The following is a 24,721-nucleotide window of genomic DNA, read 5'->3' as shown; positions in this document are numbered from 1 at the left end:
ATAGAGGAGAATAGTTGAATGGAATGGAAGAATATTTATAGAGGATTGTTAATGGGAGCAAGTGATGTAATTCCTGGAGTTAGTGGTGGTACAATAGCTGTATTGCTTGGGATTTATGATCGTTTGATTAAGGCGATTAACGGTTTTTTTAGTAAGGATTTAAAAAAGCATTTGATGTTTTTAATCCCGCTTGGAATAGGGGTCTTAACAGCCATTTTTCTATTAGCGGGCGTGATTGAATGGCTTTTTGAACATTATCCAAAACAGACACAATTTGCTTTTCTTGGGCTCATTATAGGGGTTTTACCTTTCTTATTCCAAAAATCAAATGCAAAGGTAAATTTTAAAGTTCCCCATTATTTATTTATTATAGTTGGGGTAATAGTGGTCGCTTCGATGGCTTTTTTTAATACTGGTGAGCCTGAAGCAGTAACTCATTTTACTACATCTACCTATCTCTGGCTTTTTGCATCTGGCTTCATAGCGAGCTCTGCCATGATTCTACCAGGTATAAGTGGTTCCTTTATGCTCTATGTAATTGGTTCCTATACAACGATTATAAGTGCGATCAAGAACCTAGATATAGTAGTCATTGGCGTAGTTGGTGTGGCCATTCTATTAGGAATAATAGTGATGAGTAAGATTATTCATTATTTCTTAGACCATTTTCCATTTGCCACCTATGCGGTTGTTATTGGCATGGTAATCGGCTCTATCTTCGTCATGTTCCCAGGTTGGCCAGTGAATACGGGTGAGATGATTTTCTGTATCCTCACTTTTGCAGGAGGTTTACTTTTTGCTTATTTATTAGGCAGAGTAGAATATAAGTAAAACAAATGATTTGCGAAAATAATATAAACATGCTAGATTTCACATATAGAGCAAAAAAGGAGACTTTCATATGGAAGCAATTCAAACAGTGGAACAGTTTAATGAAGTGATCCAATCAGATAAGCCAGTCATCATTAAATTCTATGCAGACTGGTGTCCTGATTGTAAACGAATGGATATGTTTATCGGAGATATTATGGAACAATATAATCAATATGATTGGTATCAAGTTAATAGTGATGAAGTAGAAGGATTAGCGCAAAAGTATGAAGTGATGGGGATTCCGAGTTTATTAATTTTTGAAAATGGTGAAAAAACCGCCCACCGCCACAGTGCTTATACTAAAACACCAGATGATGTCATAGAATTTCTCCAGCAGGAATTAGATTAATTCAAACGCCAAGGCCTAAAAGCTTTGGCGTTTTTTACTTTTCTTTAAAATAAGAAACCTATTTAACTGCTCAATCGTACTTCTTTTAGGGGTGATCTCACATGAGTCAATTAGTTGTTGAAAATGTTACGGTAGCCATTGGACAAGAATCGATTTTGAAGAATATTCACTTTACGGTTGAAACTGGCCAATTAATTGCGTTAATTGGCCATAATGGTGCAGGGAAATCTACGTTGATGAAAACGATTATGGGGTGGCAAGAAAAACAAGAGGGTAATATTTCTGTACAGGGTATCGACCAAGATCAGGAATTTCTACACTATAAGAGGCAAATAGCTTACATACCTGAAGAACCTTTTTTGCTTTCTGAGTTAACTGCGATGCAGCATTTTCAATTATACGGAAAAAGCTACCAACTATCCGAAGAGAAGCTTAATCAAAAGGTAGAGGAACTTACTAATCTTTTTGAAATTAAAGATAAATTAAACGTATATCCTGAATCACTTTCCAAAGGAATGCGACAAAAGGTACAAACGATTTGCGCTTTATTGCCAGAGGTAGATTTACTACTTATTGATGAACCATTTATGGGCCTAGATATTCATGCAGCAGCAGCTTTACAGCAATTATTATTAGAAAAGACACAGGGTGGTACTAGTATTTTACTAACTTCCCACCAGCTTGATAGGATAAATCAAGTTGCGGACAAGTATATTTTACTCGATAAAGGCGAAATCAGGGAATATGATGAAATGGCCAATTTTGATACGATTACGAGGAGAACATCTCAATGAGTCAAGCGTGGAGTGTATTTCTATTTTTGCGGAAAAACCGTATAAAGAAAAAGCAAAAGCTTTATAACCTTGCCCTCGGTGTTGCCTTTGATTGGACAATAAGTATTTATGTAGGTTTTTATATCGTTGTCTTAATGGCAATGGTCTATGATGCAGTTAGCCAATTCGAGAATTGGTTTTACTCTATAGAACAGTTAGCCGATCAATGGATACCGTTAATGGTGGTAGCACTTATGGTTCGTACTATTATACTTTCCTTTCACTCTCCTGGTATATCCTTTTCAAGTGCAGATTGGAAGGCAGCAACATTACCTATATTACGCCAATATGTTTGGCTTTTTACCTATTTCGAAGCGATCCTAAAGACGGTTATATGGAGTTTCGGTTTATTCTTGCTAGCATTTATTTTAACACCTTTATCAACCGGATTCTTATTAAAATGTTTGATGATCTTGATTCTAACAAACTGTTTACTCCTTTTACCTCAATGGTATTTATATCAAATAGAAGGAAAGAAAAAAGTCATTATCTTTCTACTTGTTACGGTTATGCTTGCTATTATTCGTTTTGTCTATTTATTTGTCTTACCATTTGAAGGCTTTTTATATAGCTTGCTTGCTATTATCTTTTCCTTTAATTTGGTAATTTGGAATAAAAGGTTGGAAAAGATAAACTGGCAAAGCGTTATCGAAGTCGTTGATACAAAAATTTGGAGTATGTTTTTTATTCAAAAAATGAGTAAGACAGAAACGAAACCAGTACAAAAACCTATTCTTCCAGCTCTTTTTCGGTCCGCAAAAGAGAAATTACCATTTCCGTATCATCATGAGACAATGATTTATCGTAAGCTATGGAAGATTAATTTTCGTCAGGAGAAGGCATATTTTGTTCAAACATTAGGTGTTAGCATCATTTGCTTAGTGCTCTTGAGCTTTAGAGGAGACTTGGTCCAAGGCGTTTCAGTAGCGATCGCTATATTTTTGTTCAATAAAATGTCTACAAGTTATTTTCAAGCAGGATTTAAAGATCGTCTACTGCACGCTATACCATGGGATATGAAAGCTATAAAAAAAGCCTACCTACAACGCATGACAGTGTTCATGGGCTTGATCATGGTAGTACTTGCGACCCTGTTAGTTATAACCGAGCACTTAAGTATTTGGGTGTTTTTACAGCTGTTACTTTATGGTACTTCATTATATGTATTGTTGGAGTTGAAGCTTCATATAACTGTGAAAAAAATGAATGATAAATGGTATACTCCGACCATATTAGAGCAACTAATCAGTCCCATTATTTATATCTTGCTTATTAGTAGTTTTGCCTACAATTTAGTAAGCATATTTGTTATAATTCTTTTGTTATATTTCTTTCTACCTAAGAAAGCGATATAAGTGATGTCTTTTCGTTATACAAAAATGGGGATTATTTCCTTTTGTGTTGACGAATGTGAAATCTTTCCATATAATACGTGCATATACATAAAGAGGAGAGGATGAAAGGGATGGATGATCGAACACGATATTTAGAAAAAAAACAAGACCCTTCCCTAAAGCTGTTTGTTGTCTTATCAAAAGCTTATCGAGCCTTGATGGATCAAGTAGCCGAAGATATTAGAGGTCATGGCTTGAATATAACAGATTTTGGTGTAATGGAATTACTATACCACCAAGGAGAACAGCCCTTACAAAAAATAGGAGATAAAATTCTCTTAGCTAGTGGAAGTATTACATATGTTGTTGATAAACTAGAGAAAAAAAATTACGTAAAGCGCATACCGAGTCCGACTGACCGAAGGATAACATATGCATCTCTAACGGAAGCTGGTGAACAGCTACTCAACGATATTTTTCCAGAGCATTGGAAACAAATTGAGGCTGTTACAGCAGGCTTATCGAAAGAAGAAAAATTAGAGGCAATAGATTTATTAAAAAAATTAGGTCTTTATGCGAATGCTCTTTCATCCTAATATTGACTAGTATCTCCTTATCATATTTTATTTCGTTTATCCAAACCGAAAAAAGGGTATAAATGACTAGGAAATGATTTTTGAAGTTTGGAGGAGCAACTATGAGGAAGCAGCATGTGATAGTCTATATTAGTGATGATTGTGAAGCCTGCGATCATCTCGTGGAGTTTTTAAGAAACCACAAGGTAAATTTCACATTGAAAAATACTTCAGAGGATAAAGTTTTTTTAAAAGAACTCCAGCAGAAAAATATTTATGTTACACCTGCAGTATTAATTGGTGACAGCCATAAGATATTGGGGTTTGATAAAGAAAAACTAAGAAGGATACTCGGGTTCTGATTTGAACCGATTTCCCCCTATTTGCATAGCCTATATTAGAAAACATAGATGGAGAAATGGGGGAATAGTATGTATAATTGGCAGAATCAACAGCATTCCACGTATTATCCTAATTATTATGGTGCCACACCGTTCCAATCAGTACCTAATACTTCTCAAAATTCTTATACACCATATCAATTTTATCAAAAACCATTATTGCCTGTGCCGCAGCAAAATAATTCACAAATGCCACCATTTTCTTTTGGCAAACAAACAAACCCAATGTTGAGCTATTTCCAGGATAAAAACGGTGAGATGGATTTTGATAAAATTTTCAAAACCGTTAATCAGTTAGCGAATACTTATCAGCAGGTTTCACCATTAGTTAAAAATGTTGGAAGCATTGTGAAATCATTTAAGGGGTTATAATATCCGTCAAACCGAAATCCTTGTCATTCGCTTGACAGGGATGTTTCATTTTAACAACATACTGTCGGTTTGAAGGCTTGATTAATTTTTGCGAATCATAAGCGGGATGAGGCCTGTTGTTGGAAGTCTCCTTAGTGATAGTGGATAATAGTGTAAAAGGAGTAAAGATCCTTCATATGGGTAAACTAACGGCATATTAATAGAAGGAGGATTCACGATGAGTGGCTGTCTTATCATTCATGGCTTTACAGGAGGGCCATATGAGGTGGAGCCATTAGCAGATCACTTACATCAAGTGACAGATTGGGAAATTGTTTCTCCAAGATTACCTGGTCATGGTTTAGGTGAAAACGGGAAGGAATTAGAATTGACAAAAGTCACCTACCAAGAGTGGATTCAAACATGTGAACAAGCCTATTTAGATTTAAAGAAAAGACATGAGAAAATTTATTTAATTGGGTTTTCCATGGGAGGGATGATCTCTGCTTTTTTAGCTGGAAAGTATTCTTGCGAGAAGCTTGTACTTTTGTCGACTTCAAGGAAGTACATAAGCATCCCGCGAATGGCGTTAGATATCATTGGCTTTGGACAGAAAGCTTTACAAAGAAAGCTAAAAACAGACCCACTATTCGTTCACTATATGGGAAAGTATGGTTCTGTACCAATTAGGGCAACTCTTGAATTTTTGAAGTGTATGAGGTTTACGAAGCCATACTTGAAGAAGGTTCATTGCCCAGTCTTTATCGCACAAGGAATGCAGGACGGTTTAGTTCCATATAAAACGGTTCATTATTTAGATAAGGAAATTCCGGGTGAAACAGAGATCATCTATTATTACGACTCCAAGCATCTTATCTGCCTAGGGGAGGATAAAGAAGTGGTAATTGATGGAGTCCACCGTTTTTTAATGCGTCCTACTACTACCAAAAACGCCTTAGCAATGAGCTAAGGCGTTATTGTCATTTTCATTTTGCGTTTTCTCCTTGTACTAGCAATAAAAAGTAGTAAGCCAAAAATAATAATCGTACCACCTAACCATTGAGACCATGTGATAGTCTCCTCTAGAAGGAAATAGGCTAGAATAGCTGCACCTACAGGTTCAAACACAATTCCCATAGAAATGACAGAGGAGCTCACCCATTTTAGTGACCAGTTCAGCAGATTCAACCCAAAAATGGTTGGAATGATAGCAATGAAAACAAATATACTCCATTCAAAGCTAGTATAGTGAAAAAACGAATTTTTTAGAATCATATTATACATAATAAGCATAATCGCCCCGATAGAGTATGCGATACAGGTATAAGTCATCATTGATACTTTTTTTCTGACCCTTTGTCCAAATAAGAAATATGCTGTGATAAATATAGCGCCTAATATTGCTAAAAGATCACCATACAATGCTTTACCAGCTATTTGAACGTCTCCCCATGCGATAATAATACTGCCAAATATCGCGATAAACATACTAATAATGGTACCTGATGAGAAACGCTCATGAAAGAAAAAGTAAGTGCCAATAAAGGCGAAAATCGGTTGTAAGGTTACTAAAACGACCGAACTGGCAACAGAGGTATACTGTAATGATTCAAACCAGACAATGAAATGGATCGCAAGGCTGATTCCTGCTAAAATCGTTAGAATCCATTCCTTCTTTTTTAGCATTTTTATTTCCTGTCTTTTTTTAACCACAACATAGGGGAGCATTAAGAACGCCGCCAATAGTAGGCGGTAGTTGGCGATAATGGAAGGTGGTACATCCCCAGCTAACTTAACAAATACTGCAGCAGTTGATAGAGATATGACGCCAATCACAATTGCAATATATGGATAAATTTGATTGTCTCCCATTCTGACACCTTCCGATATACAGATTTTTTATAGATAATCATAGTATAACAATATTTATGGAAAATAAAAAAAGAATCCATGTATTATTGTTATGTTTTTGTTATCCGAAACAGCAATGTTTGAAACAAAAGGAAAATTTTTATAGAATAAAAAAGAAGAGTGTGTTATGATATAATAATCCATTGAATGGTCATTATAAGCCTCTTCCAAATGTGGAGGAAGGCTTTTTTCATTGTTATTTATTACAGCTCTAAAGTCGTTCGTGCATCTACTTGAAGATTGAATAAATCAAGAAGCTAAATGCAATTGGCGGACGAATATCCTAAGATGTTCCGTTATCCATCTTTATACTGAGGAGACTTTTATAGGCATAGCACAATAATCAAAAGCGGTTATTGGGAAATGTAGTATGATTGAATCCTTATCGGGCAATTTAAGAATAGATAGCTACCTCTTAATAATCGAAATGCGTCCTAATTTAATTTATATAAAAGTTCCCTAAGAACGATTTTACTACCACTTTTACTATAAGTGGGATTCGTTTCTATTTGTGAATTATAGGGTACACTGTAGATAACGAAGAAAAATGATAATTGATGAGATTTTTAAAAGAAAAAAGGAGTAGAAAAAAATAGTGACAAATTTTAGTGAACTAGGTATTTCAGAATCAATCATGAAAGCATTAGAAAAAATGGGATTTGAAGAGGCTACACCAATTCAAGCACAAACGATCCCATTAGGAATTACAGGGAAGGATGTAATCGGTCAAGCACAGACTGGTACAGGTAAAACGGCAGCATTTGGTATTCCAATGATCGAAAAGATAGATCCAGGTCTTCGCAAAATACAAGGATTAGTAGTAGCTCCGACGAGAGAGCTTGCTATTCAAGTCTCAGAGGAGCTTCACAAATTAGCGAAGTTTAAAGGTGTGCGTACACTGCCTGTCTATGGTGGACAGCATATGGAGCGCCAAATTCGTGCATTAAAGGATCGCCCACATATCGTGGTTGCAACTCCAGGTCGTTTATTAGATCACCTTCGTCGCCGTACGATTCGTGTCGGAGATGTGCATACAGCAGTACTGGACGAAGCAGATGAAATGTTAAATATGGGCTTTATTGATGACATTAGAGATATATTAAAGGCGATTCCAGAAGACAGACAAACCCTACTATTCTCCGCTACCATGCCAAAGGAAATTCGTAATATTGCCGCAACCTTAATGAAAGAACCTGCAGAGGTTAAGGTAAAAGCGAAGGAGATGACAGTTTCCAACATTGATCAATTTTTTGTGGAAGTACATGAGAAGCAGAAATTTGATACATTAACTAATTTGTTAGATGTTCATGTTCCTGAGCTTGCGATTATATTTGGTCGTACGAAAAAACGTGTCGACGAATTAACGGATGGACTACAAGCAAGGGGATTCCGTGCAGAAGGCATACACGGTGATTTAACGCAAGGAAAACGAACCTCTGTCTTAAACAAGTTTAAGTTTGGTCGGATTGAGATTCTAGTAGCGACAGATGTTGCGGCACGTGGGCTCGATATTTCAGGTGTAACCCATGTTTATAATTTTGATATTCCTCAAGATCCGGAAAGCTATGTTCACCGCATAGGTCGTACAGGACGTGCTGGAAAAACTGGTGAGGCAGTCTCCTTTATCACACCAAGAGAATTGCCACATTTGAACTTGATTGAAAAAGTAACAAAAAGCAAAATGAAGCGCATGACACCACCTAGCTATGATGAAGCAAAGCGTGGTCAACAACAGGTAACAGTACAGAAGCTTACATCTACCATTAAGAATAAGGATTTGAAGGATTACAGAGAAACAGCGACAGAACTATTAGATGAATATGATTCTGTAACGATTGTTTCGGCTGCTTTGAAGCTTTTGACGAAAGAACGTCGTCAAACACCAGTTACATTGTCCTCTGTTCAGCCAGTTAGTGTAAAACAAGCAAATAAAGGTAAGAATAGTAACAAAAAGTTTAGAAATGATAATAAACGAGGATATGGTGGACGAAAAGGAAAGCCAAGCGGAAGAAACCGTAAATTCCAAAATAAACGTTCGAATACTAAGCAAGGTCGTCGATAGACATAAAAAAACTGCGTTCCCTATATTAGGGATGCAGTTTTTTCTAATTGATCAAGAGGATAATTCCGACAATGGAAATAACGGGGATACATAATATCGTGGAAAAACCGATTAACACAATTGTATTGATGTAGCTTTTCTCTGACTTTCCAATATCAGGATGAGACAATACTTCTTGTTTCGATGACCAAATCTGACTGATACAAATCAAAATAATTCCAAGTATCACAATCAATGGAATGCTTAAAGAAACGAGGCTTGCTTCATTATCCTTCATAAACATAAACCCGAGCACAAGTAAGAAAATCGGTATTGCTTCAAATAGTGCCACTTGGATAAAGTATCTTGTTTGATCCTTTTGTAATCCTTGTTGATTAAATTCCTTCCGCTCCATTCGATAAGATAACCCTCTTAGTAATCGTTTGAATGCAAATAAAATACCAAGACCTGCAATAATTGCTGCAGAAGTAAATAGCCATGCTGCTGTCATTTTCCCACTCCCTTTTCTCTATCTTTTTCACAGCGATGAAGGGCATTTTATAAGATGGAAGATAGTAAACCTAATAGAACAAGTATAATCAAAATTGCTGTAATAATAGGTTTTAGGTATGGCTTCCATTTATATCTCTTTTTATTCCATCGATTAGGATCGAAGCCGATATCATCATTTCCGTGACTCACTCTTCTTGTATTTTTCCATGGTGAAAAAGGCTGAACATTTTTTAAGATGATTGGACCTAAAGCAAACCCAGCAATAAAGCCGAATATATGTGCCTCGACATTTATATTTGCTCTTATAAACGTCATGATTAGTCCAAGTATAGAAACAATTAATATTAACCTTGCATTATTAGGATCAATTAATCTTTTTTCAAAAAACACCATGAATAAATAGAGTCCTAATAATCCATAAATCGCACCAGATGCTCCAAGATGGGTATAACCAAGACTAGGTTCTACGACAAATGTTAGAATATTTGCCACAATACCAGCAAAAAAATAGGTGAAGATAAATTTCCCTTTACCGAGCATTTGTTCAAGTGCTGGAGCAAAGATAACAAGTGCAAAGGAATTAAATAAAATGTGTCCGACACCACCGTGTAAGAAAATTGGTGTAACGAAACGCCAATACTCTCCCATACTGATAGCATAATGAAAACCAATGCCAAAATCAATGATCATTTGACCGAGAGGTGGGATGATCCAGTTGATGAGCCAAATACCAATTTGCAGTCCAACAATACAAGCGGTCACGGGGTAAAAAGAAAGAAAATCTTTAAAGCTTTCTGTTCGTAAAAACATCTCACACTTCCTCTGAAAAATTGATGCCTATATTTTAGCATAAATCCCTTACTATATATAGTTAGATATATGACCATTAGCTTCTTCTTTAAAAATAGGGTAGTAGTAGGCTATACTAAAAAAAAGACTAAAAAGAGGTTGAAGACGAAGATGATAAAAGGGATTGGTATCGATATAGTGGAACTAGACCGTATTAGAGAAATGGCAACAAAGCAACCGAGATTCATTAGTAGAATTTTAACAAAGAAGGAACGGGACCTATACGAAAATCTAAGCTCTGATAAAAGGAAAATAGAATTTTTAGCAGGTAGATTTGCAGCAAAGGAGGCATTCTCCAAAGCAATTGGAACAGGGATAGGAAAGGTAAGTTTTCAAGACATAGAAATATTAACAAATTTAGAAGGTGCGCCTATTTTCTATTCTAATATTACTGAAAAAGATAAAATCTTTGTTTCGATCTCTCATAGTAAGGCTTATGCAACTGCACAAGTAATAATTGAAGCAGATTCGGCATATTAAGAGAGGTTGTCTCATACTATTTTAATGCGGGTAGGAGGGAACAAGATGTACATCGTAACCGCGGAGGACATGTACGAAATCGATCGATTTGCTATCGACCAGGGGGGAATAGATGGAACGATTTTAATGGAGAACGCAGGTCAGGCAATTGCTAAGGAAATGATGGTCGCTGAAGAAAAGAGTTGTCATATGGCTATTTTAGTAGGCAGTGGAAACAATGGTGGAGATGGCTTCGTTATAGCTAGATATTTAAAAAATGAAGGCTATCCAGTGAAGGTTTTGCAATTAGTCCCAAATGAAAAAATAAAAGGTGATGCCGCATACCATAAACAGCTATTGATTCACCAAAAAGTTCCTATCCAAGAGGTGTTAACTACCGATAAGTTACTGGAATGCTTAGTGAATGTCGATATCGTGATTGATGCGATCTTAGGTATTGGTGTAACCGGAGAGATTCGTGAACCATTAAGAGGGATGATTTCTATTATAAATGAACAAAATGCACGTATCTACTCTGTTGACATTCCAAGCGGATTACCTGCCAATGAGAATCATACCATCGATATCGCGATAAAAGCAGATAGAACCTATATTGTAGAAGCACCAAAGCAATCCTTATTCTTGGAGAATACAGCTCCTTACTACGGAGAATGGAAGGTAATCCCTATCGGAATTCCGATTGAGGCGTATGGGATGATACCAAAAGTGAGAAGCTGGAATTTAAAGGATGTTAAAGTATCCTTTCCAAAGAGAGCAACTTTCTCTCATAAAGGATCTCATGGAAAAGGACTAGTTATTGGTGGACAAGAGCTAATGCCAGGCTCCGTTGCACTTAGTTCACGGGCTGCCCTAAAAGCAGGTGCAGGTTTAGTAACGGTTGCTACAATGGAACGGAATATTCCAGTTATCGCTAATTACTGCATGGAAGCTATGTACCAGAACCTAAGCAATATCGGTCATATAGATTTAGCTGGTTTTGATGGTGTAGCAATAGGGATGGGAATGGGTAGGAATCGTACTGCCAAAACCTTCGTAGAAGATGTGTTGGCACAGGAAGATGTACCAGTCATTATCGATGCCGATGGATTATACCATCTGAAAGAGCTTCTGGGTATGCTACAAGAGCGAAGATCTCCTACCATCTTAACACCACATTATGGTGAAATGGCAATGCTGACAAATCAAGAGATAGAGACAATTAAAAAAGCCCCGTTTACTATGGCAAAAGAGTTTGCACAGGAGCATCAAGTTTATCTAATTCTAAAAGGCAAATATACGATTATAACAGCTCCAGATGGCACGCAAATGGTAAATGCCACGGGCAATGCCGGTCTTGCCAAAGGGGGAACTGGAGATGTTTTATCCGGAATCCTTTTAGCCTTCATTATGCAGCATGAATCTGTGTTAGAGGCGATGAATAATGCTTGTTTTATTCATGGTATGTCGGCTGATTTGCGTATAGAAAGTGGACAAAATACGGTAATTGACCTGCTTGCTTCTGATGTGATTGATGGTCTTACAAATGTTTTTCGTACAATGTCCTAGCGCGTAATCGTGTTCCCTTTGTCCTCTTATTTGAGACAAAGGAGAGTTGTCGCGATGAAGAAATATATCATCTTTTTTATGAGTGTTTTGTTTGTTGTGTTTTTAGCTGCATGTGGGGAAAAGTCAAAGGACGATGTTTTAGAAAAGCTTGAAAGCACTGCTGATAAGATGAATGCTTATCAAACACAAGCATTAATGACATTACAAACCGGTAACGAGGACCAGGCTTATCGTATTGAAGTAACACATAAGAAAAAGGACTTTTACCGTGTTTTGTTGAAAAATGAGCAAGACGAGGAGAGTAGTCAAATTATTCTTCGAAATAAAGAAGGAGTATTTGTACTCACACCAGCATTAAATAAAAGCTTTAAGTTCCAAAGTGAGTGGCCAGATAATAAGAGCCAGCCATACTTATACCAGTCATTAATCCAAGACATTAAGGATGACAGTGAAGCAACCTTTACCTCAACGGATGATTATTTTGTTTTTGAAACACGGACAAACTATGAAAGTAATAGTAACTTACCATACCAAACGATTTATTTCGATAAAAAGACTTATGCACCAGTCCTTGTTAAAGTACTAGATAATGATAAAAAATCAATGGTGGAAGTAGAATTTACCTCCTTTGAATTCGATCCAGAGCTACCTGAAGATACTTTTAACATGGAAAAAAATATGACAAGCAGTATTTTTGGTGTGCCAACAATGGCACAAGAGGACTTACCTAGTGAGTTACAGATTTTTTATCCAGCGGAACAGTTAGGTGCAGAGCTAGTCGAAGAGAATAGGATGGAAACAGAGAATGGTGATCGAGTGATGCTGTCCTATGAAGGAGAGAGAAATTTCACGATTATTCAGGAAATGGTGACAAGCTATCCAACTAGTGCCCAATCTCCAGAGCTAGTGAACGGTGATCCAGTTGATCTAGGCTTTACGATGGGAGCCATGTCTGAAACAACGTTAGAATGGCAATATAATGGAATTAATTATTATTTGGCAAGTGAAGATTTAACGAAGCAAGAAATGATTGATGTCGCAACTTCGATACACCAAACAGCAGAAAAATAATAGAGAAAAAGCTTTAGCTAATAGGCTAGGGCTTTTTTTGTTTGTTCTCAAGAAATACACAGTCTTTGTTCCACCAATGTTTATAAGTTATAATGAAGTGTAGTCATTCAAAAGATAAGTAGTTCACTGAGGAGATTAAGGACATAATGAAAGAATTTTATCGGGATTCATGGGTAGAAATAAAATTAGCGCATATTGATTATAATATAAAGCAGTTGACGAAAAGACTGCGAAAAGAAACCAATATATATGCAGTGGTCAAGGCAAATGGTTATGGACATGGTGATATCGAAGTAGCGAGAACAGCGATCGATGCTGGCGCAAAACGACTTGCGGTAGCTTTGTTAGATGAGGCTATTAAGCTAAGGGAGGCAGGAATCCATGTTCCGATTTTAGTAATGGGAAGGGTTCGCCCAGCCGATGTCCCTGTTGCAGTAAAGTATGAGATTACCTTGACGTGTTATCAAAAAGAATGGTTAGAGGAGGTCCGGCAGCTTGAGCTCGAAAAGCCGGTTACCGTCCATTTGAAATGGGATACAGGCATGGGGAGAATTGGGATAAGAAGTACAACCGAGCTTTTAGACAATTTGAAATTATTAAAACATAAAGCTTTTTATTTAGAAGGAATTTTCACTCACTTTGCCACTGCAGACGAAGAAAACCTCGGACATTTTGAATCACAGTTAGTCCATTTTCAAAGGCTTCGAGAGGCTTTTGAGAAAAACTGGCACGAAAAAGTATTATTCCATACGGGTAACAGTGCTGCTAGTATGCGATTTCCAGATAAAATGTTTGATTTCGTTCGATTTGGAATTAGTATGTACGGACTTTACCCTTCGCCAACCGTTAAGTTAGAACAACCAATAGACTTAAAGCCAGCCCTATCATTGCAGAGTAGATTGATCCATGTTAAAAAGGTGGAGCCTGGTACAACAATTAGCTATGGAGCGACCTATACCGCGCAGACCGAGGAATGGATTGGTACTGTCCCATTAGGATATGCAGATGGGATCAGGAGAGGATTGCAAGGCTCAGAAGTATTAGTCAATGGCAAGAGATGTGAAATAGTTGGTCGAATTTGTATGGATCAATTTATGATAAGATTAACAGAACAAGCGAAAGTAGGAGATTTAGTTACCGTAATAGGTAAGCAAGATCAAGAAGAAATTGAAATGGATGAGCTCGCAGAAAAGCTAGAAACCATTAATTATGAGATTGCTTGCATGATTAGTTCAAGGGTTCCCCGTATATATGTTGACTAATTGTGACATAATTTATAAGGACAGGAAAAATTCAAAAAATCGTTAAAACCCCTTTGCAAGCATGTTAGAGAATGGTATGATATTAGTGGATAATTATTTTAGGCTTGTCAATGTTGGTGGAGGTGTATGGTTTTGTCTGAAGACTTACAAGAAGTTGCGGTGAGATTACCAAAAAACCTACTGAATGAGGTGGATGGCTTGATGAAGAATGAGGATAGTAATTTAAGTGATTTTATTTGTCAAGCAACAAAAACATATTTGCGTGAGAAGAAGAAACGTCATATTCAGGAATCCATGCAAAGAGGATATCTCGAAATGGCAAATATCAACTTAAACATTGCTTCAGAAGCTTTTCAAGCTGAAGAGGAGGCTGAAAATACCCTTGGTCGCTTAGTGAGCGGGGTGTAGGTTTTGATTGTAAAAAGGGGCGATGTTTACTTCGCCGATCTTTCTCCTGTAGTTGGCTCTGAGCAGGGAGGGGTTAGACCAGTACTTGTTCTCCAAAATGATATTGGGAACCGCTTTAGCCCCACCGTTATTGTAGCGGCGATCACTGCACAAATTCAAAAAGCTAAGTTGCCAACACATGTCGAAATTGATGCCAAAAAATATGGATTTGAACGGAACTCTGTTATTTTATTAGAGCAGATTCGCACAATAGACAAACAAAGATTAACAGACAAGATTACTCATCTAGATGGCTATATGATGGAGCGAATTAATAAAGGATTAGAAATTAGTTTAGGCTTAACTGATTTTTAGCGCCTTTACTCCAATTTAATGACAGATATTTAATGGGAGAAACCCAAGAATAGATCCTCAAGGAAAAAGCACCCTGTCTAATGTGGAGGCAATGGGTGTTTTTATATCTCATGACCTATTGTCATATTGCAAATTTTGTCAAATAAGTCATAAACAATAGAAAATAATCGTAAAAATAAGTATTATCATGTAGAATTATGATAATACTTATTTTTTACATGTTAGGAAAATATAAAATTTTCACATGGATTAGTGAAAATTTTGAAGTCCTAAGTACATAAGAAGAGCTAATGCGAGTTTTTCTAAAAATAATATCGGAGGGGTAAGTATGCCTGAAACCATGCGCAGAATTGTGATTGAAAATAGTGATGAAATCTCAAAGAAATGGCTAGAGGAAGTGGCGAAAAAAAAGAATGAGGATTATACCTCTACTATATCCGAAGAACTCTATGAATCGACAAACCGAGAATTTGTCAATGTTATTTTTGCGAGTATTAATAAGCAGCAAAACCTTAAGGTATTAACAGAATTCTCTGATCGATTAATTAATTTAGGGTGGCCACTTAGCTATATAACAGATGGTTTACAGACATTTCGCCGTGTAACTATTGATTTCATTCTGAATCAGTCTGAAAAAGTTGATTCTGACTATTTGTCAAGAATATTAAATGTTGTCGATGATTGGGTAGAGCCAATTATCAAACAACTAGTTCGTGAATACTCTGGTAGCTGGGAACATACTGTTTCTCTTCAACGATTAGCTTTACAAGAATTATCAGCACCATTAATTCCTGTAATGGAAAATATAACGATCATGCCACTTATCGGTACGATTGATACTGAAAGAGCCAAGCTCATCATGGAAAACTTATTAGATGGTGTGATTAAAAATAATGCAGAAGTGGTACTTATTGATATAACCGGTGTACCAGTAGTAGATACAATGGTAGCACACCACATCATACAAGCAGCTGAAGCTGTTCGTTTAATCGGAGCAACTTGTATATTAGTTGGTATTCGACCAGAAATTGCACAAACGATTGTCAATTTAGGTATTGATTTAAGCAAATTCCCTACAAAAAGTTCCTTGCGTAAAGGATTTAACACAGCATTGAAGTTGACTAATCGTGATATTGTTAGCTTGTCTGATGATAAGGATCAAGATATTAGTAATCTACTAGATTCGTTAAAATAAGGGGGTGCTAGGAATGAGAATACCAATTCTAAAACTTCACAATTACTTGTTGGTATCCATTCAAGTAGATTTAGACGATCAAACAGCAATTGAGTTTCAGGAAGATTTATTGAGCAAAATCCACAAAAGTGGTGCAACAGGAGTTGTTATCGATCTTACTTCTGTAGATATTATTGATTCCTTTATAGCAAAGGTACTCGGTGATGTCGTATCTATGTCAGATTTAATGGGGGCAAAAGTCGTCTTAACAGGAATTCAGCCTGCTGTTGCGATGACATTAATTGATTTAGGAATTCATCTACAAAATGTACCAACAGCACTTGATTTAGAGCAAGGGTTGATTAAACTTCGCCAGGAATTGGAGGAGTGATTATGAAGGCTCAATCCTCTGTGCAAATTAATAAAGAATGGGATATTGTCGGGGCAAGACAAATGGGACGTGAAAAAGCGAAAGAATTGGGATTTGGTAGCGTCGATCAAGCACGGATTGCCACTGCGATTTCAGAACTAGCACGAAACATCTATCTATACGCTCAAAGAGGTAGAATTCATGTTGAAGTGATCAATGATTTAAATAAAAAAGGCCTAAAGATTATCGCGCAAGATGAAGGACCCGGAATAGCAGATATTAGTAAAGTGATGGAGGATGGTTACTCAACATCAGGTGGTCTGGGAGCTGGTTTGCCAGGTGTGAAAAGATTAATGGATGAATTTGATATCCTTTCTGACAAAGAAAAAGGAACGACAATTAGTGCGATCAAATGGGTAAGATCATAATGGAAGGCTGCTTTAAATAGATTTCGATTTCAAAATAGGAGAACAGCCTTGTTTATACATATTGCTTCCTAAAATTAATCGCCTGAATTATATGATGTATGGAAATGTTAAAGTCATAATTAGGAGGTAATTCAGTGGAGCTAAATAAATTCGATTTTAATAATTACCGTGATTTATTAGATCGTTATATTCTTAAACAAGATGAAAGTGCGTTATACCAAGCAGAGCAATTTACCAAATTATCAATGCAGAATAACATTTTGCCAGAAGAGTTTATTAACATCCACATCCAAGCATTGAAGGAATTGTATCCGGATCTTCCCAAAGAAATATGTGCATCTCTAAACTTCTTATTAGAGACAATGATTTCGTATGGTTTAGCATACCAAGAATTTCAAACATTAAGAGAAAAGCAAGGAGAATTAGAGTCAGAAATTTCTGTTGCTGCAAGTATGCAACAAACATTACTATCGACAACAAAGCCAGAAATTTCTGGTTTAGATATAGGAGCAATTAGTGTCCCGGCTAACAGAATGAATGGGGATTATCATCACTTTGTGAAGGATGAATCAAATAATCTTGGGATTGCCATAGCTGATGTGATTGGGAAAGGCATTCCAGCAGCGTTAGCGATGTCCATGATTAAATATGCGTTAGATAGCTTTCCTGAATCCCAGCTTAGCCCGAGCGTAATCTTAGAGAACTTAAACAGGGTAGTAGAAAGAAATGTCGATACCAATATGTTTATTACGATGTTTTATGGATTTTTCGATTCGAAAAACAGTGTGTTACAATATGCCTCAGCAGGTCATGAACCTGGCTTCTATTACTGTGCGAAAGAAGACAAATTTATTGAAATAAAAGCAAAAGGCTTAGTATTAGGAGTAACACCTGACGCTATTTATGAACAATTCGAGCTAAAGCTAGAAAAAGATGATATTGTTATTCTTCTAACAGATGGAGTTACAGAGTGTAGAATTGGAGAACGTTTTATTGAAAGTGAAGAAGTGCTCCATGTTATTCGTCAATATATCCACCTACCTGCACAAGAGGCTGTCGAAAAAGTGTTCAAGTATTTTGAGAGAATCCAGGATTTTCACCTAAGGGATGACTTCACCTTAATATTTTTGAAAAAAGAGGTTTAACGATAAGTGAATGAGGGTAAATCTGTAGCATACCCCCTGTATTCATATAGATCGTTTTCATTCACTTTATTTACACTTACTTATATTCGTTTATTACTGGTATTAGCAAAGGGCTGATGCCAGTATAATTTCCATAACAGGGATAGGTTTTTTAAGGAGGAATAGCACGGTGGATTTAAATATTAACATTCTGGGAAATGTCGAAGGTACGAAGCAGATTTTGAAATTAACTGGTGAGATTGATGCATACACAGCACCTAAACTGAAAGAAGCTTTACTACCGTTAGTGAAAAAAGATGGGGAGCTTGTCATCGTTGATTTAGAAAATGTGTCTTATATGGATAGTACTGGATTAGGTGTTTTTATTAGTGCGCTAAAAGCAACAAAGGAACATAACAGTGAATTACGACTCGTATCGCTACAAGACCGTGTCGAACGATTGTTTGAAATAACAGGCTTAAATAGTATCATTAATATCGATTCAACTGTACAAGGTGGGAATTAAAAATGGAATCCTTTGACTTCATTGAAATGAAAGTGCCAGCAAAAGCAGAATATGTAGGTGTCGTCAGACTAAGTACATCTGGAATAGCAAATCGTATGGGATTTAGCTATGAGGAAATAGAAGACTTAAAAGTAGCCATTTCGGAGGCTATGTCTAATGCTACGACTCATGCCTATGATGAAAAAGATGGTGGAGAGGTTACTGTTGGCTTCGGATTATATCCAGATCGTCTCGAGGTCATGGTCGCAGATCGAGGTGGAAGCTTTGATTTAAATAAAATCAAGGCAGATATAGGTCCATATCAGAATAATCAATCGATAGAAGATTTGCGAGAAGGAGGGTTTGGACTTTTTCTGATCGAAGCATTAATGGATAAAGTCGAAATTAAGAATGATTATGGCGTAATCGTCCTAATGACAAAATACCTCCGCGAAAATGAGGTGGATATCAATGACGACCAAATCTCAACCACACAGTAATCGTGAGGATGAGATTTACCAGTGGATAAGAACTTTTCAACAAAATCCTGATGATAAAGATACCCAGGAAAAAATCGTTATGACCTATCAAAAACTTGTAAAATCCTTAGCAAGGAAATATGCTAAAAACAGTATGATATACGAGGATCTAGAACAGGTAGGCATGCTCGGTTTGCTAGCAGCGATCAGAAGATATGATCCTGACATTGGTAAATCCTTTGAATCTTTTGCTATTCCCACGATCATTGGTGAAATCAAACGATTTATTCGTGATAAAACATGGAGTGTTCATGTTCCTCGAAGAATTAAAGAACTTGGACCTAAAATCAAAAATGCCATAGATCGGTTAACACAAGAGAATCAAAAATCTCCATCTATTAAAGAAATTGCCAATTATCTAGAAGTTTCCGAAGAAGAAATCCTAGAAACCATGGAGATGGGGCAAAGCTATAATGCCCTTTCTGTTGATAGAAAAATTGAAGCAGATTCAGATGGTAGTGAGGTTTCAATACTAGATATCATCGGAAAAAGTGATAAAGGCTATGAGGACATTGATCGAGAACTATTACTGGAAAAGATTTTGCCAATACTGAGTGAAAGAGAGCAACAAATATTACGGCATACCTATTTCGAGAACAGAAGTCAAAAAGAAACTGGTGAATTATTAGGTATTTCCCAAATGCATGTATCAAGAATCCAAAGAAATGCGCTTAAGAAACTAAGAGAAGCGTTGCATGCAGAGAATCTGGAGGCCATTCGCTAATGCAAAAAAGTCAACAAGTAGAAGTTTCGGTTTTTCAAAAAGCAAAAGATGATAACTATTATTGTGGTGATAGTTATTTCTATAAAGAAGTAGATGGAACCTTTATTTGTGCATTGGCGGATGGGCTTGGAAGTGGTAAATATGCTAATGAATCTTCCCAGCTTGTAGTAGATATTATTAGAGAGTATAGTACCCTTCCTTTAAAATTAATAATGAAAAAGTGTAACGAAAGCTTATTTGGGAAGCGTGGTGTAGTGTTAGGAATTCTACAAATTGATTTAGAAACACAGGAGTATGCCTACACCTCGATTGGGAATATAGGTTTGATGACAATTACTGCTGATTCGATCAAAAAAAGAACCATTCCACAAGCAGGATATTTAAGCGGATATGAACGTCCGGTTAAGATAGTCAAGGATCGAGTGGAGGATGGAATGATTTTTGTGATGTTCTCAGATGGAGTAACGTCTAAAGAAATTTCCAATTCCTACTTTTTACATAAAGAAGTAAACCACATCACAGATACTTTTGCCTATTTATACCAGAATAAATTAAATGATGATACAACCTTAATAGCAATGAAATTTGTAGCTGGGACCTCTTGATTCAATTCAAGGGGTTCTTTTTACGAATGCGCATTGTTTTGATAAAATGATAAGGATGAGTACGAAGGAGGAAATAGTGTGTCGGATAAAGAGTCGAAACAATTATTAGTTCAAACGGTAGCGGATAAGACGAAGCTTGGAACGAAGTCGATTACCAGTGTTATTGCATTATTAGAAGAAGGTAATACAGTTCCTTTCATCGCAAGATATCGAAAGGAGCAAACAGGTTCATTAGATGAAGTTCAAATAAAGGATATACAAGAGGCATGGAATTACGCAAAGGCCCTATCTGATAGAAAGCAAGAAGTCATACGCCTTATTGAAGAGCAAGGAAAAATGACCACAGAACTAAAAGCGGATATTGAGAAGGCTACGCAATTACAAAAAGTAGAGGATTTATATAGACCTTATAAGCAAAAGAGAAGAACAAGAGCTACGATTGCAAAAGAGAAAGGATTAGAGCCACTAGCAAAAGAAATCTATCAACAGCAGAATATCTCTTCTATAGAAACAATAGCAGGAGACTATCTATCAGAGGAACATGAATTACATACAACGGAGGATGTCCTATCAGGAGTGAAGGACATTATTGCTGAGTGGATAGCAGATGAGCCTACCTATCGAGAAATGATTAGACAGCAAATTTCTCAAAAAGGATTAATTCAATCATCTGTGAAAAAAGCAGAATTAGATGAGAAGAAAGTATATGAAATGTACTATGAGTACAGTGAAGCAATTCGATCGATTGTTTCTCACCGGATTCTAGCATTAAACCGTGGTGAAAAGGAGAAAATACTTAAGATATCAGTGGAAACACCAATCGAAGCAATTATTTCATATTTAGAGAACCAAGTAATTAAGAAAAATGCCACCTCGCTTGTAAAAGAGCTTTTGCAGCAGACCATCGAAGATAGTTATAGTCGGCTGATTCAACCATCTGTTGAGAGAGAGATTCGATCAACTCTTACAGAAAAAGCGGAAGCTCAGGCAATTGAGATATTTTCTAAAAATCTTAAAAATTTACTGCTACAGCCGCCACTTAAAGGGAAATATGTTTTAGGAGTGGATCCAGCATTTCGAACGGGCTGTAAGCTTGCTGTTATTGATGAAACGGGCCAAGTGAAAGCAATAGATGTGATGTACCCAACAGCTCCTAGAAATGATGTAATAGGTGCGGAGAAAAAGGTGCGAAAGCTGTTAGCGGAATTTCCTGTTGAGCTCATTGCTATTGGGAATGGTACGGCATCAAGAGAAACAGAACAATTCATTGCTGATACGATTAAAAAGAATGAATTAAATATTGCTTATATAATCGTTAATGAAGCAGGAGCGAGTGTTTACTCTGCTTCGAAGCTAGCAAGAGAGGAGTTTCCTGATTTACAAGTAGAGGAACGAAGTGCTGTTTCGATTGCTAGAAGGGTTCAAGATCCATTAGCAGAGCTCGTAAAAATCGATCCGAAATCGATCGGTGTTGGGCAGTATCAACATGATGTTAGTCAGAAACAATTAAATGAATCCTTGGTATTTGTTGTAGAAACGGCAGTGAACCAGGTTGGAGTGAATGTTAATACTGCTTCCTCCTCCTTATTGCAACATGTATCGGGATTAAATAAGACCGTAGCGAACAATATCGTAAAATATCGCAATGAGAATGGTAAGTTTAAGAACCGAAAAACATTGAAGGATATACCAAGACTTGGTAATAAAACCTATGAGCAAAGTATTGGGTTTTTGCGTGTGATAGAAGGGGATGAACCATTAGATAGAACACCAATTCACCCCGAGAGTTACCTGGCAGCTAAGCAGTTGTTAACAGAATTAAATTTATCTACTGAAGACCTTGGAACTGCTCCGTTAAAGACAGAGTTGAATCATATAGATAAGAAGCGAATGGCAGAAAAGCTAGGAATAGGTTTACCTACATTAGATGACATGGTAAAAGCTTTAATTAGTCCTAATCGAGATCCACGTGATGATTTGCCACAACCACTATTGAAGAAAAGTGTATTATCCATGGAGGATCTAACAGAAGGAATGGAATTGCAAGGTACGGTGCGAAATGTAGTTGACTTTGGTGTATTTGTCGATATCGGCGTCAAACAGGACGGGCTTGTTCATATTTCAAAAATGTCTAATCAATATGTGAAGCATCCTATGGATTTAGTATCTGTCGGAGATGTGGTCACCGTATGGGTGGATAGTGTTGATCAACATAAGCAAAGAATTGCCTTGACGATGATAAAATGAAATGACCTTTAGTGGGGATTTTAACTTCCCCGCTTATGAATGACAAATAAGGCTTTTCGCTTTACCAAAATATGTAGTGAAAAGCCTTAATCATTTTCTCGTGTACAATAGAAAAACCAACATTGATTAAGCAAGCGTATTTGATATTTATCCTTTTGTAAAAAGGCACCTGTCAATTGTTTTTTTAGCCATGTAGGCATCGGATCTCCCTCCAGGTTTATTTTATACTATACTATGTTTATCCATTGAAGGTGTGAATGTTTGTTAGTTGCAGATACATAATCGTGAAAAGGTGAGGACAGATGGATCTTTTAAATGAACAGGAGCTAGTAACCATGGTGGAACAGTTATCCAAAAAGTATTTCAACAAACCTTTTGTAGATACTGTTACTTATAATCCCAGATTAAGGACTACTGGCGGAAGGTATATACCGAGCAAAAGAAGAATTGAGTTAAATCCGAAATATGCGCTTGAATTTGAAAAAGAAGAGCTTATCGGTATAATAAAACATGAATTGTGTCATTATCACCTTCATATAGAAGGTAAAGGTTATAAGCATCGTGACAAGGACTTTAGGGAATTATTGAAGAAAACAGGTTCCCCTAGACATTGTCGACCACTGCCATCTTTAGAAAGTACTTATCGATATCATTACGAATGTAAAGATTGTCAGCAATCTTTTCCGAGAAAAAGAAAAATCAATCTTTCACGTTATCGTTGCGGTAAATGTCATGGTAAGCTACAATTAATAGAATAGAAGAAATATGCTGCATTCTATTGACGAATATGCTTTTTCTATGTTAAATTATATAAGCCTTATACAGCGAAGTGATTTTTCGTGTATACATATTAAAAAAGTTGCGAAATCTATTGACAAACATTCTTGTTTGTAGTAATATTTTTAACGTCGCTGATAAAAAGATTATTCCACAGTAGCTCAGTGGTAGAGCAATCGGCTGTTAACCGATCGGTCGTAGGTTCGAATCCTACCTGTGGAGCCATGGAGAAGTACTCAAGTGGCTGAAGAGGCGCCCCTGCTAAGGGTGTAGGTCGTGTAAGCGGCGCGAGGGTTCAAATCCCTCCTTCTCCGCCATTTTTTAATTGGCCCGTTGGTCAAGTGGTTAAGACACCGCCCTTTCACGGCGGTAACACGGGTTCGAATCCCGTACGGGTCATTTCTTTAGTTGATTAGATACTTGGCGCTATGCCAAGTTTTTCTATCACATTTAAAAGAGAATATGTAGATGAGTTGGTCCGGTAGTTCAGTTGGTTAGAATGCCTGCCTGTCACGCAGGAGGTCGCGGGTTCGAGTCCCGTCCGGACCGCCATTGTTGGGCTATAGCCAAGCGGTAAGGCAACGGTTTTTGGTACCGTCATGCGCTGGTTCGAATCCAGCTAGCCCAGCCATTTTGTTTTTTGTTTTCTATTCGTTTATTAGAATATTACTGCACGACAAAGTTTGATCGTCTTTTCACAAGCTATTCTATTATTTAATGTTTAGTTCAGATGCGATCAGAAGAGCCATTAGCTCAGTTGGTAGAGCATCTGACTTTTAACCAGAGGGTCGGAGGTTCGAATCCTCCATGGCTCACCATTTCATATACTGTGTGTTTATGCGGTCGTGGCGGAATGGCAGACGCGCTAGGTTGAGGGCCTAGTGGGAGGTAATCCCGTGGAGGTTCAAGTCCTCTCGACCGCATTTAAAATTAATATCTCATTGACAGAGTCATTCGCTTTATGATATAATGATAGATGTCGCTTTTGTTGAGCGCCCGTAGCTCAATTGGATAGAGCGTTTGACTACGGATCAAAAGGTTAGGGGTTCGACTCCTCTCGGGCGCGCCATTTCCGGGA

Annotated in this window: 29 protein-coding genes and 9 tRNA genes (1 of these 38 running past the window's edge); 34 read left to right on the top strand and 4 right to left on the bottom strand. The window is 37.0% G+C overall.

Annotated features, from left to right (window positions below):
- The first annotated feature begins 18 nt into the window (after positions 1–18).
- From ACZ5R4_RS09745 to ACZ5R4_RS09710, 8 genes are all read left to right on the top strand, one after another.
- On the top strand, positions 19–831 hold the full coding sequence (locus tag ACZ5R4_RS09745) for a DUF368 domain-containing protein (protein WP_464368415.1): 813 nt from the start codon (positions 19–21) through the stop codon (positions 829–831).
- Between the two features lie 70 nt (positions 832–901).
- The gene (locus ACZ5R4_RS09740; protein WP_109984825.1) at positions 902–1,222 is read left to right on the top strand and encodes a thioredoxin family protein; all 321 of its coding nucleotides are present in this window, start codon (positions 902–904) and stop codon (positions 1,220–1,222) included.
- Between the two features lie 101 nt (positions 1,223–1,323).
- Positions 1,324–2,016, top strand: a complete 693-nt coding sequence (locus tag ACZ5R4_RS09735) for an ABC transporter ATP-binding protein (RefSeq protein ID WP_109984826.1) — start codon at positions 1,324–1,326, stop codon at positions 2,014–2,016.
- On the top strand, positions 2,013–3,410 hold the full coding sequence (locus tag ACZ5R4_RS09730; protein ID WP_054861496.1) for a hypothetical protein: 1,398 nt from the start codon (positions 2,013–2,015) through the stop codon (positions 3,408–3,410). Before ACZ5R4_RS09735 ends, ACZ5R4_RS09730 begins: the two co-directional genes overlap by 4 nt.
- Positions 3,411–3,520: 110 nt before the next feature.
- On the top strand, positions 3,521–3,985 hold the full coding sequence (locus ACZ5R4_RS09725) for a MarR family winged helix-turn-helix transcriptional regulator (protein WP_054861497.1): 465 nt from the start codon (positions 3,521–3,523) through the stop codon (positions 3,983–3,985).
- Between the two features lie 101 nt (positions 3,986–4,086).
- Positions 4,087–4,326, top strand: a complete 240-nt coding sequence (locus tag ACZ5R4_RS09720) for a glutaredoxin family protein (protein WP_109984827.1) — start codon at positions 4,087–4,089, stop codon at positions 4,324–4,326.
- 69 nt (positions 4,327–4,395) lie between these two features.
- Positions 4,396–4,737: a YppG family protein gene (locus tag ACZ5R4_RS09715; protein ID WP_054788948.1), complete on the top strand. Its 342-nt coding sequence runs from the start codon at positions 4,396–4,398 to the stop codon at positions 4,735–4,737.
- 217 nt (positions 4,738–4,954) lie between these two features.
- Positions 4,955–5,686, top strand: a complete 732-nt coding sequence (locus ACZ5R4_RS09710; protein ID WP_109984829.1) for an alpha/beta hydrolase — start codon at positions 4,955–4,957, stop codon at positions 5,684–5,686.
- Here ACZ5R4_RS09710 and ACZ5R4_RS09705 read toward each other — a convergent pair.
- Entirely contained in the window at positions 5,683–6,588 is a 906-nt protein-coding gene (locus ACZ5R4_RS09705) for a DMT family transporter (protein ID WP_109984830.1), read from the bottom strand. The two genes, ACZ5R4_RS09710 and ACZ5R4_RS09705, sit on opposite strands and share 4 nt — an antisense overlap.
- 634 nt (positions 6,589–7,222) lie before the next feature.
- Between ACZ5R4_RS09705 and ACZ5R4_RS09700 the strand changes: the two genes are divergently transcribed.
- Positions 7,223–8,689 carry a DEAD/DEAH box helicase gene (locus ACZ5R4_RS09700; RefSeq protein ID WP_109984831.1) on the top strand — a complete coding sequence of 489 codons (1,467 nt, stop codon included), beginning with the start codon at positions 7,223–7,225 and terminating at the stop codon, positions 8,687–8,689.
- A gap of 43 nt (positions 8,690–8,732) precedes the next feature.
- On the opposite strand, the gene ACZ5R4_RS09695 is transcribed toward ACZ5R4_RS09700, so the two are convergent.
- Positions 8,733–9,179, bottom strand: a complete 447-nt coding sequence (locus ACZ5R4_RS09695; RefSeq protein WP_277678171.1) for a hypothetical protein — start codon at positions 9,177–9,179, stop codon at positions 8,733–8,735.
- A 47-nt stretch (positions 9,180–9,226) separates the two neighbouring features.
- The gene (locus tag ACZ5R4_RS09690) at positions 9,227–9,991 is read right to left on the bottom strand and encodes a rhomboid family intramembrane serine protease (protein ID WP_464368414.1); all 765 of its coding nucleotides are present in this window, start codon (positions 9,989–9,991) and stop codon (positions 9,227–9,229) included.
- A gap of 150 nt (positions 9,992–10,141) precedes the next feature.
- Here ACZ5R4_RS09690 and acpS point away from each other — a divergent pair, with 150 nt between their 5' ends.
- The 15 genes from acpS to ACZ5R4_RS09615 all read left to right on the top strand — a co-directional run bounded on the left by acpS (position 10,142) and on the right by ACZ5R4_RS09615 (position 22,866).
- Positions 10,142–10,510 carry a holo-ACP synthase gene (gene acpS, locus ACZ5R4_RS09685; RefSeq protein ID WP_054788946.1) on the top strand — a complete coding sequence of 123 codons (369 nt, stop codon included), beginning with the start codon at positions 10,142–10,144 and terminating at the stop codon, positions 10,508–10,510.
- Between the two features lie 45 nt (positions 10,511–10,555).
- Positions 10,556–12,055 carry an NAD(P)H-hydrate dehydratase gene (locus ACZ5R4_RS09680; RefSeq protein ID WP_464368413.1) on the top strand — a complete coding sequence of 500 codons (1,500 nt, stop codon included), beginning with the start codon at positions 10,556–10,558 and terminating at the stop codon, positions 12,053–12,055.
- Positions 12,056–12,109: 54 nt separating this feature from the next.
- Positions 12,110–13,126, top strand: coding sequence for a LolA family protein (locus tag ACZ5R4_RS09675; RefSeq protein ID WP_054861504.1), 1,017 nt, complete (start codon positions 12,110–12,112; stop codon positions 13,124–13,126).
- A gap of 146 nt (positions 13,127–13,272) precedes the next feature.
- Positions 13,273–14,388, top strand: a complete 1,116-nt coding sequence (gene alr / locus ACZ5R4_RS09670) for an alanine racemase (protein ID WP_054788945.1) — start codon at positions 13,273–13,275, stop codon at positions 14,386–14,388.
- 126 nt (positions 14,389–14,514) lie between these two features.
- Positions 14,515–14,796, top strand: a complete 282-nt coding sequence (locus tag ACZ5R4_RS09665; RefSeq protein ID WP_054788944.1) for a CopG family ribbon-helix-helix protein — start codon at positions 14,515–14,517, stop codon at positions 14,794–14,796.
- A 3-nt stretch (positions 14,797–14,799) separates the two neighbouring features.
- Positions 14,800–15,150, top strand: coding sequence for a type II toxin-antitoxin system PemK/MazF family toxin (locus tag ACZ5R4_RS09660; RefSeq protein WP_109984836.1), 351 nt, complete (start codon positions 14,800–14,802; stop codon positions 15,148–15,150).
- 328 nt (positions 15,151–15,478) lie between these two features.
- Positions 15,479–16,345, top strand: coding sequence for an RsbT co-antagonist protein RsbRA (locus ACZ5R4_RS09655; RefSeq protein ID WP_054861506.1), 867 nt, complete (start codon positions 15,479–15,481; stop codon positions 16,343–16,345).
- A gap of 13 nt (positions 16,346–16,358) precedes the next feature.
- A complete protein-coding gene (locus ACZ5R4_RS09650) occupies positions 16,359–16,715 on the top strand; it encodes an STAS domain-containing protein (RefSeq protein ID WP_109984837.1) in 357 nt (118 codons plus the stop codon).
- Positions 16,716–16,717: 2 nt separating this feature from the next.
- Positions 16,718–17,122, top strand: coding sequence for an anti-sigma regulatory factor (locus tag ACZ5R4_RS09645; RefSeq protein ID WP_054788943.1), 405 nt, complete (start codon positions 16,718–16,720; stop codon positions 17,120–17,122).
- Positions 17,123–17,256: 134 nt separating this feature from the next.
- Positions 17,257–18,267: a PP2C family protein-serine/threonine phosphatase gene (locus ACZ5R4_RS09640; RefSeq protein WP_109984838.1), complete on the top strand. Its 1,011-nt coding sequence runs from the start codon at positions 17,257–17,259 to the stop codon at positions 18,265–18,267.
- Positions 18,268–18,436: 169 nt separating this feature from the next.
- Positions 18,437–18,772, top strand: coding sequence for an STAS domain-containing protein (locus ACZ5R4_RS09635; protein ID WP_054788941.1), 336 nt, complete (start codon positions 18,437–18,439; stop codon positions 18,770–18,772).
- A gap of 2 nt (positions 18,773–18,774) precedes the next feature.
- Complete coding sequence (rsbW, locus tag ACZ5R4_RS09630; RefSeq protein ID WP_054788940.1) at positions 18,775–19,251, top strand: anti-sigma B factor RsbW; 477 nt, start codon at positions 18,775–18,777, stop codon at positions 19,249–19,251.
- Positions 19,223–20,014, top strand: a complete 792-nt coding sequence (gene sigB / locus ACZ5R4_RS09625) for an RNA polymerase sigma factor SigB (RefSeq protein ID WP_109984839.1) — start codon at positions 19,223–19,225, stop codon at positions 20,012–20,014. The genes rsbW and sigB overlap by 29 nt, the downstream gene beginning before the upstream one ends.
- The gene (locus ACZ5R4_RS09620) at positions 20,014–20,619 is read left to right on the top strand and encodes a SpoIIE family protein phosphatase (RefSeq protein WP_109984840.1); all 606 of its coding nucleotides are present in this window, start codon (positions 20,014–20,016) and stop codon (positions 20,617–20,619) included. Before sigB ends, ACZ5R4_RS09620 begins: the two co-directional genes overlap by 1 nt.
- Positions 20,620–20,697: 78 nt before the next feature.
- Positions 20,698–22,866, top strand: coding sequence for a Tex family protein (locus ACZ5R4_RS09615; protein WP_109984841.1), 2,169 nt, complete (start codon positions 20,698–20,700; stop codon positions 22,864–22,866).
- Positions 22,867–22,952: 86 nt separating this feature from the next.
- Here the strand turns inward: ACZ5R4_RS09615 and cmpA are convergent, their stop codons facing one another.
- Positions 22,953–23,066 carry a cortex morphogenetic protein CmpA gene (cmpA, locus tag ACZ5R4_RS09610; RefSeq protein ID WP_109984842.1) on the bottom strand — a complete coding sequence of 38 codons (114 nt, stop codon included), beginning with the start codon at positions 23,064–23,066 and terminating at the stop codon, positions 22,953–22,955.
- A 102-nt stretch (positions 23,067–23,168) separates the two neighbouring features.
- On the opposite strand from cmpA, the gene ACZ5R4_RS09605 reads away from it, so the two are divergent.
- From ACZ5R4_RS09605 to ACZ5R4_RS09560, 10 genes are all read left to right on the top strand, one after another.
- Positions 23,169–23,624, top strand: a complete 456-nt coding sequence (locus ACZ5R4_RS09605; protein ID WP_054788939.1) for a SprT family protein — start codon at positions 23,169–23,171, stop codon at positions 23,622–23,624.
- 169 nt (positions 23,625–23,793) lie between these two features.
- Positions 23,794–23,868: transfer RNA gene (locus ACZ5R4_RS09600), tRNA-Asn, on the top strand.
- A 1-nt stretch (position 23,869) separates the two neighbouring features.
- Positions 23,870–23,960 (top strand) — tRNA-Ser (locus tag ACZ5R4_RS09595).
- A gap of 10 nt (positions 23,961–23,970) precedes the next feature.
- A tRNA-Glu gene (locus ACZ5R4_RS09590) sits at positions 23,971–24,042 on the top strand.
- A gap of 76 nt (positions 24,043–24,118) precedes the next feature.
- Positions 24,119–24,195, top strand: a tRNA-Asp gene (locus ACZ5R4_RS09585).
- A gap of 4 nt (positions 24,196–24,199) precedes the next feature.
- Positions 24,200–24,274: transfer RNA gene (locus ACZ5R4_RS09580), tRNA-Gln, on the top strand.
- Positions 24,275–24,385: 111 nt separating this feature from the next.
- A tRNA-Lys gene (locus tag ACZ5R4_RS09575) sits at positions 24,386–24,461 on the top strand.
- Between the two features lie 21 nt (positions 24,462–24,482).
- Positions 24,483–24,566, top strand: a tRNA-Leu gene (locus ACZ5R4_RS09570).
- Positions 24,567–24,635: 69 nt separating this feature from the next.
- Positions 24,636–24,712, top strand: a tRNA-Arg gene (locus tag ACZ5R4_RS09565).
- A gap of 4 nt (positions 24,713–24,716) precedes the next feature.
- Positions 24,717–24,721: transfer RNA gene (locus ACZ5R4_RS09560), tRNA-Pro, on the top strand (it continues 72 nt past the right edge of the window).

The sequence above is a fragment of the Gracilibacillus sp. JCM 18860 genome, from assembly GCF_055395245.1.
The sequence above is the reverse complement of the archived record's forward strand: the minus strand, read 5'-3'. Positions and strand labels throughout refer to the sequence as shown.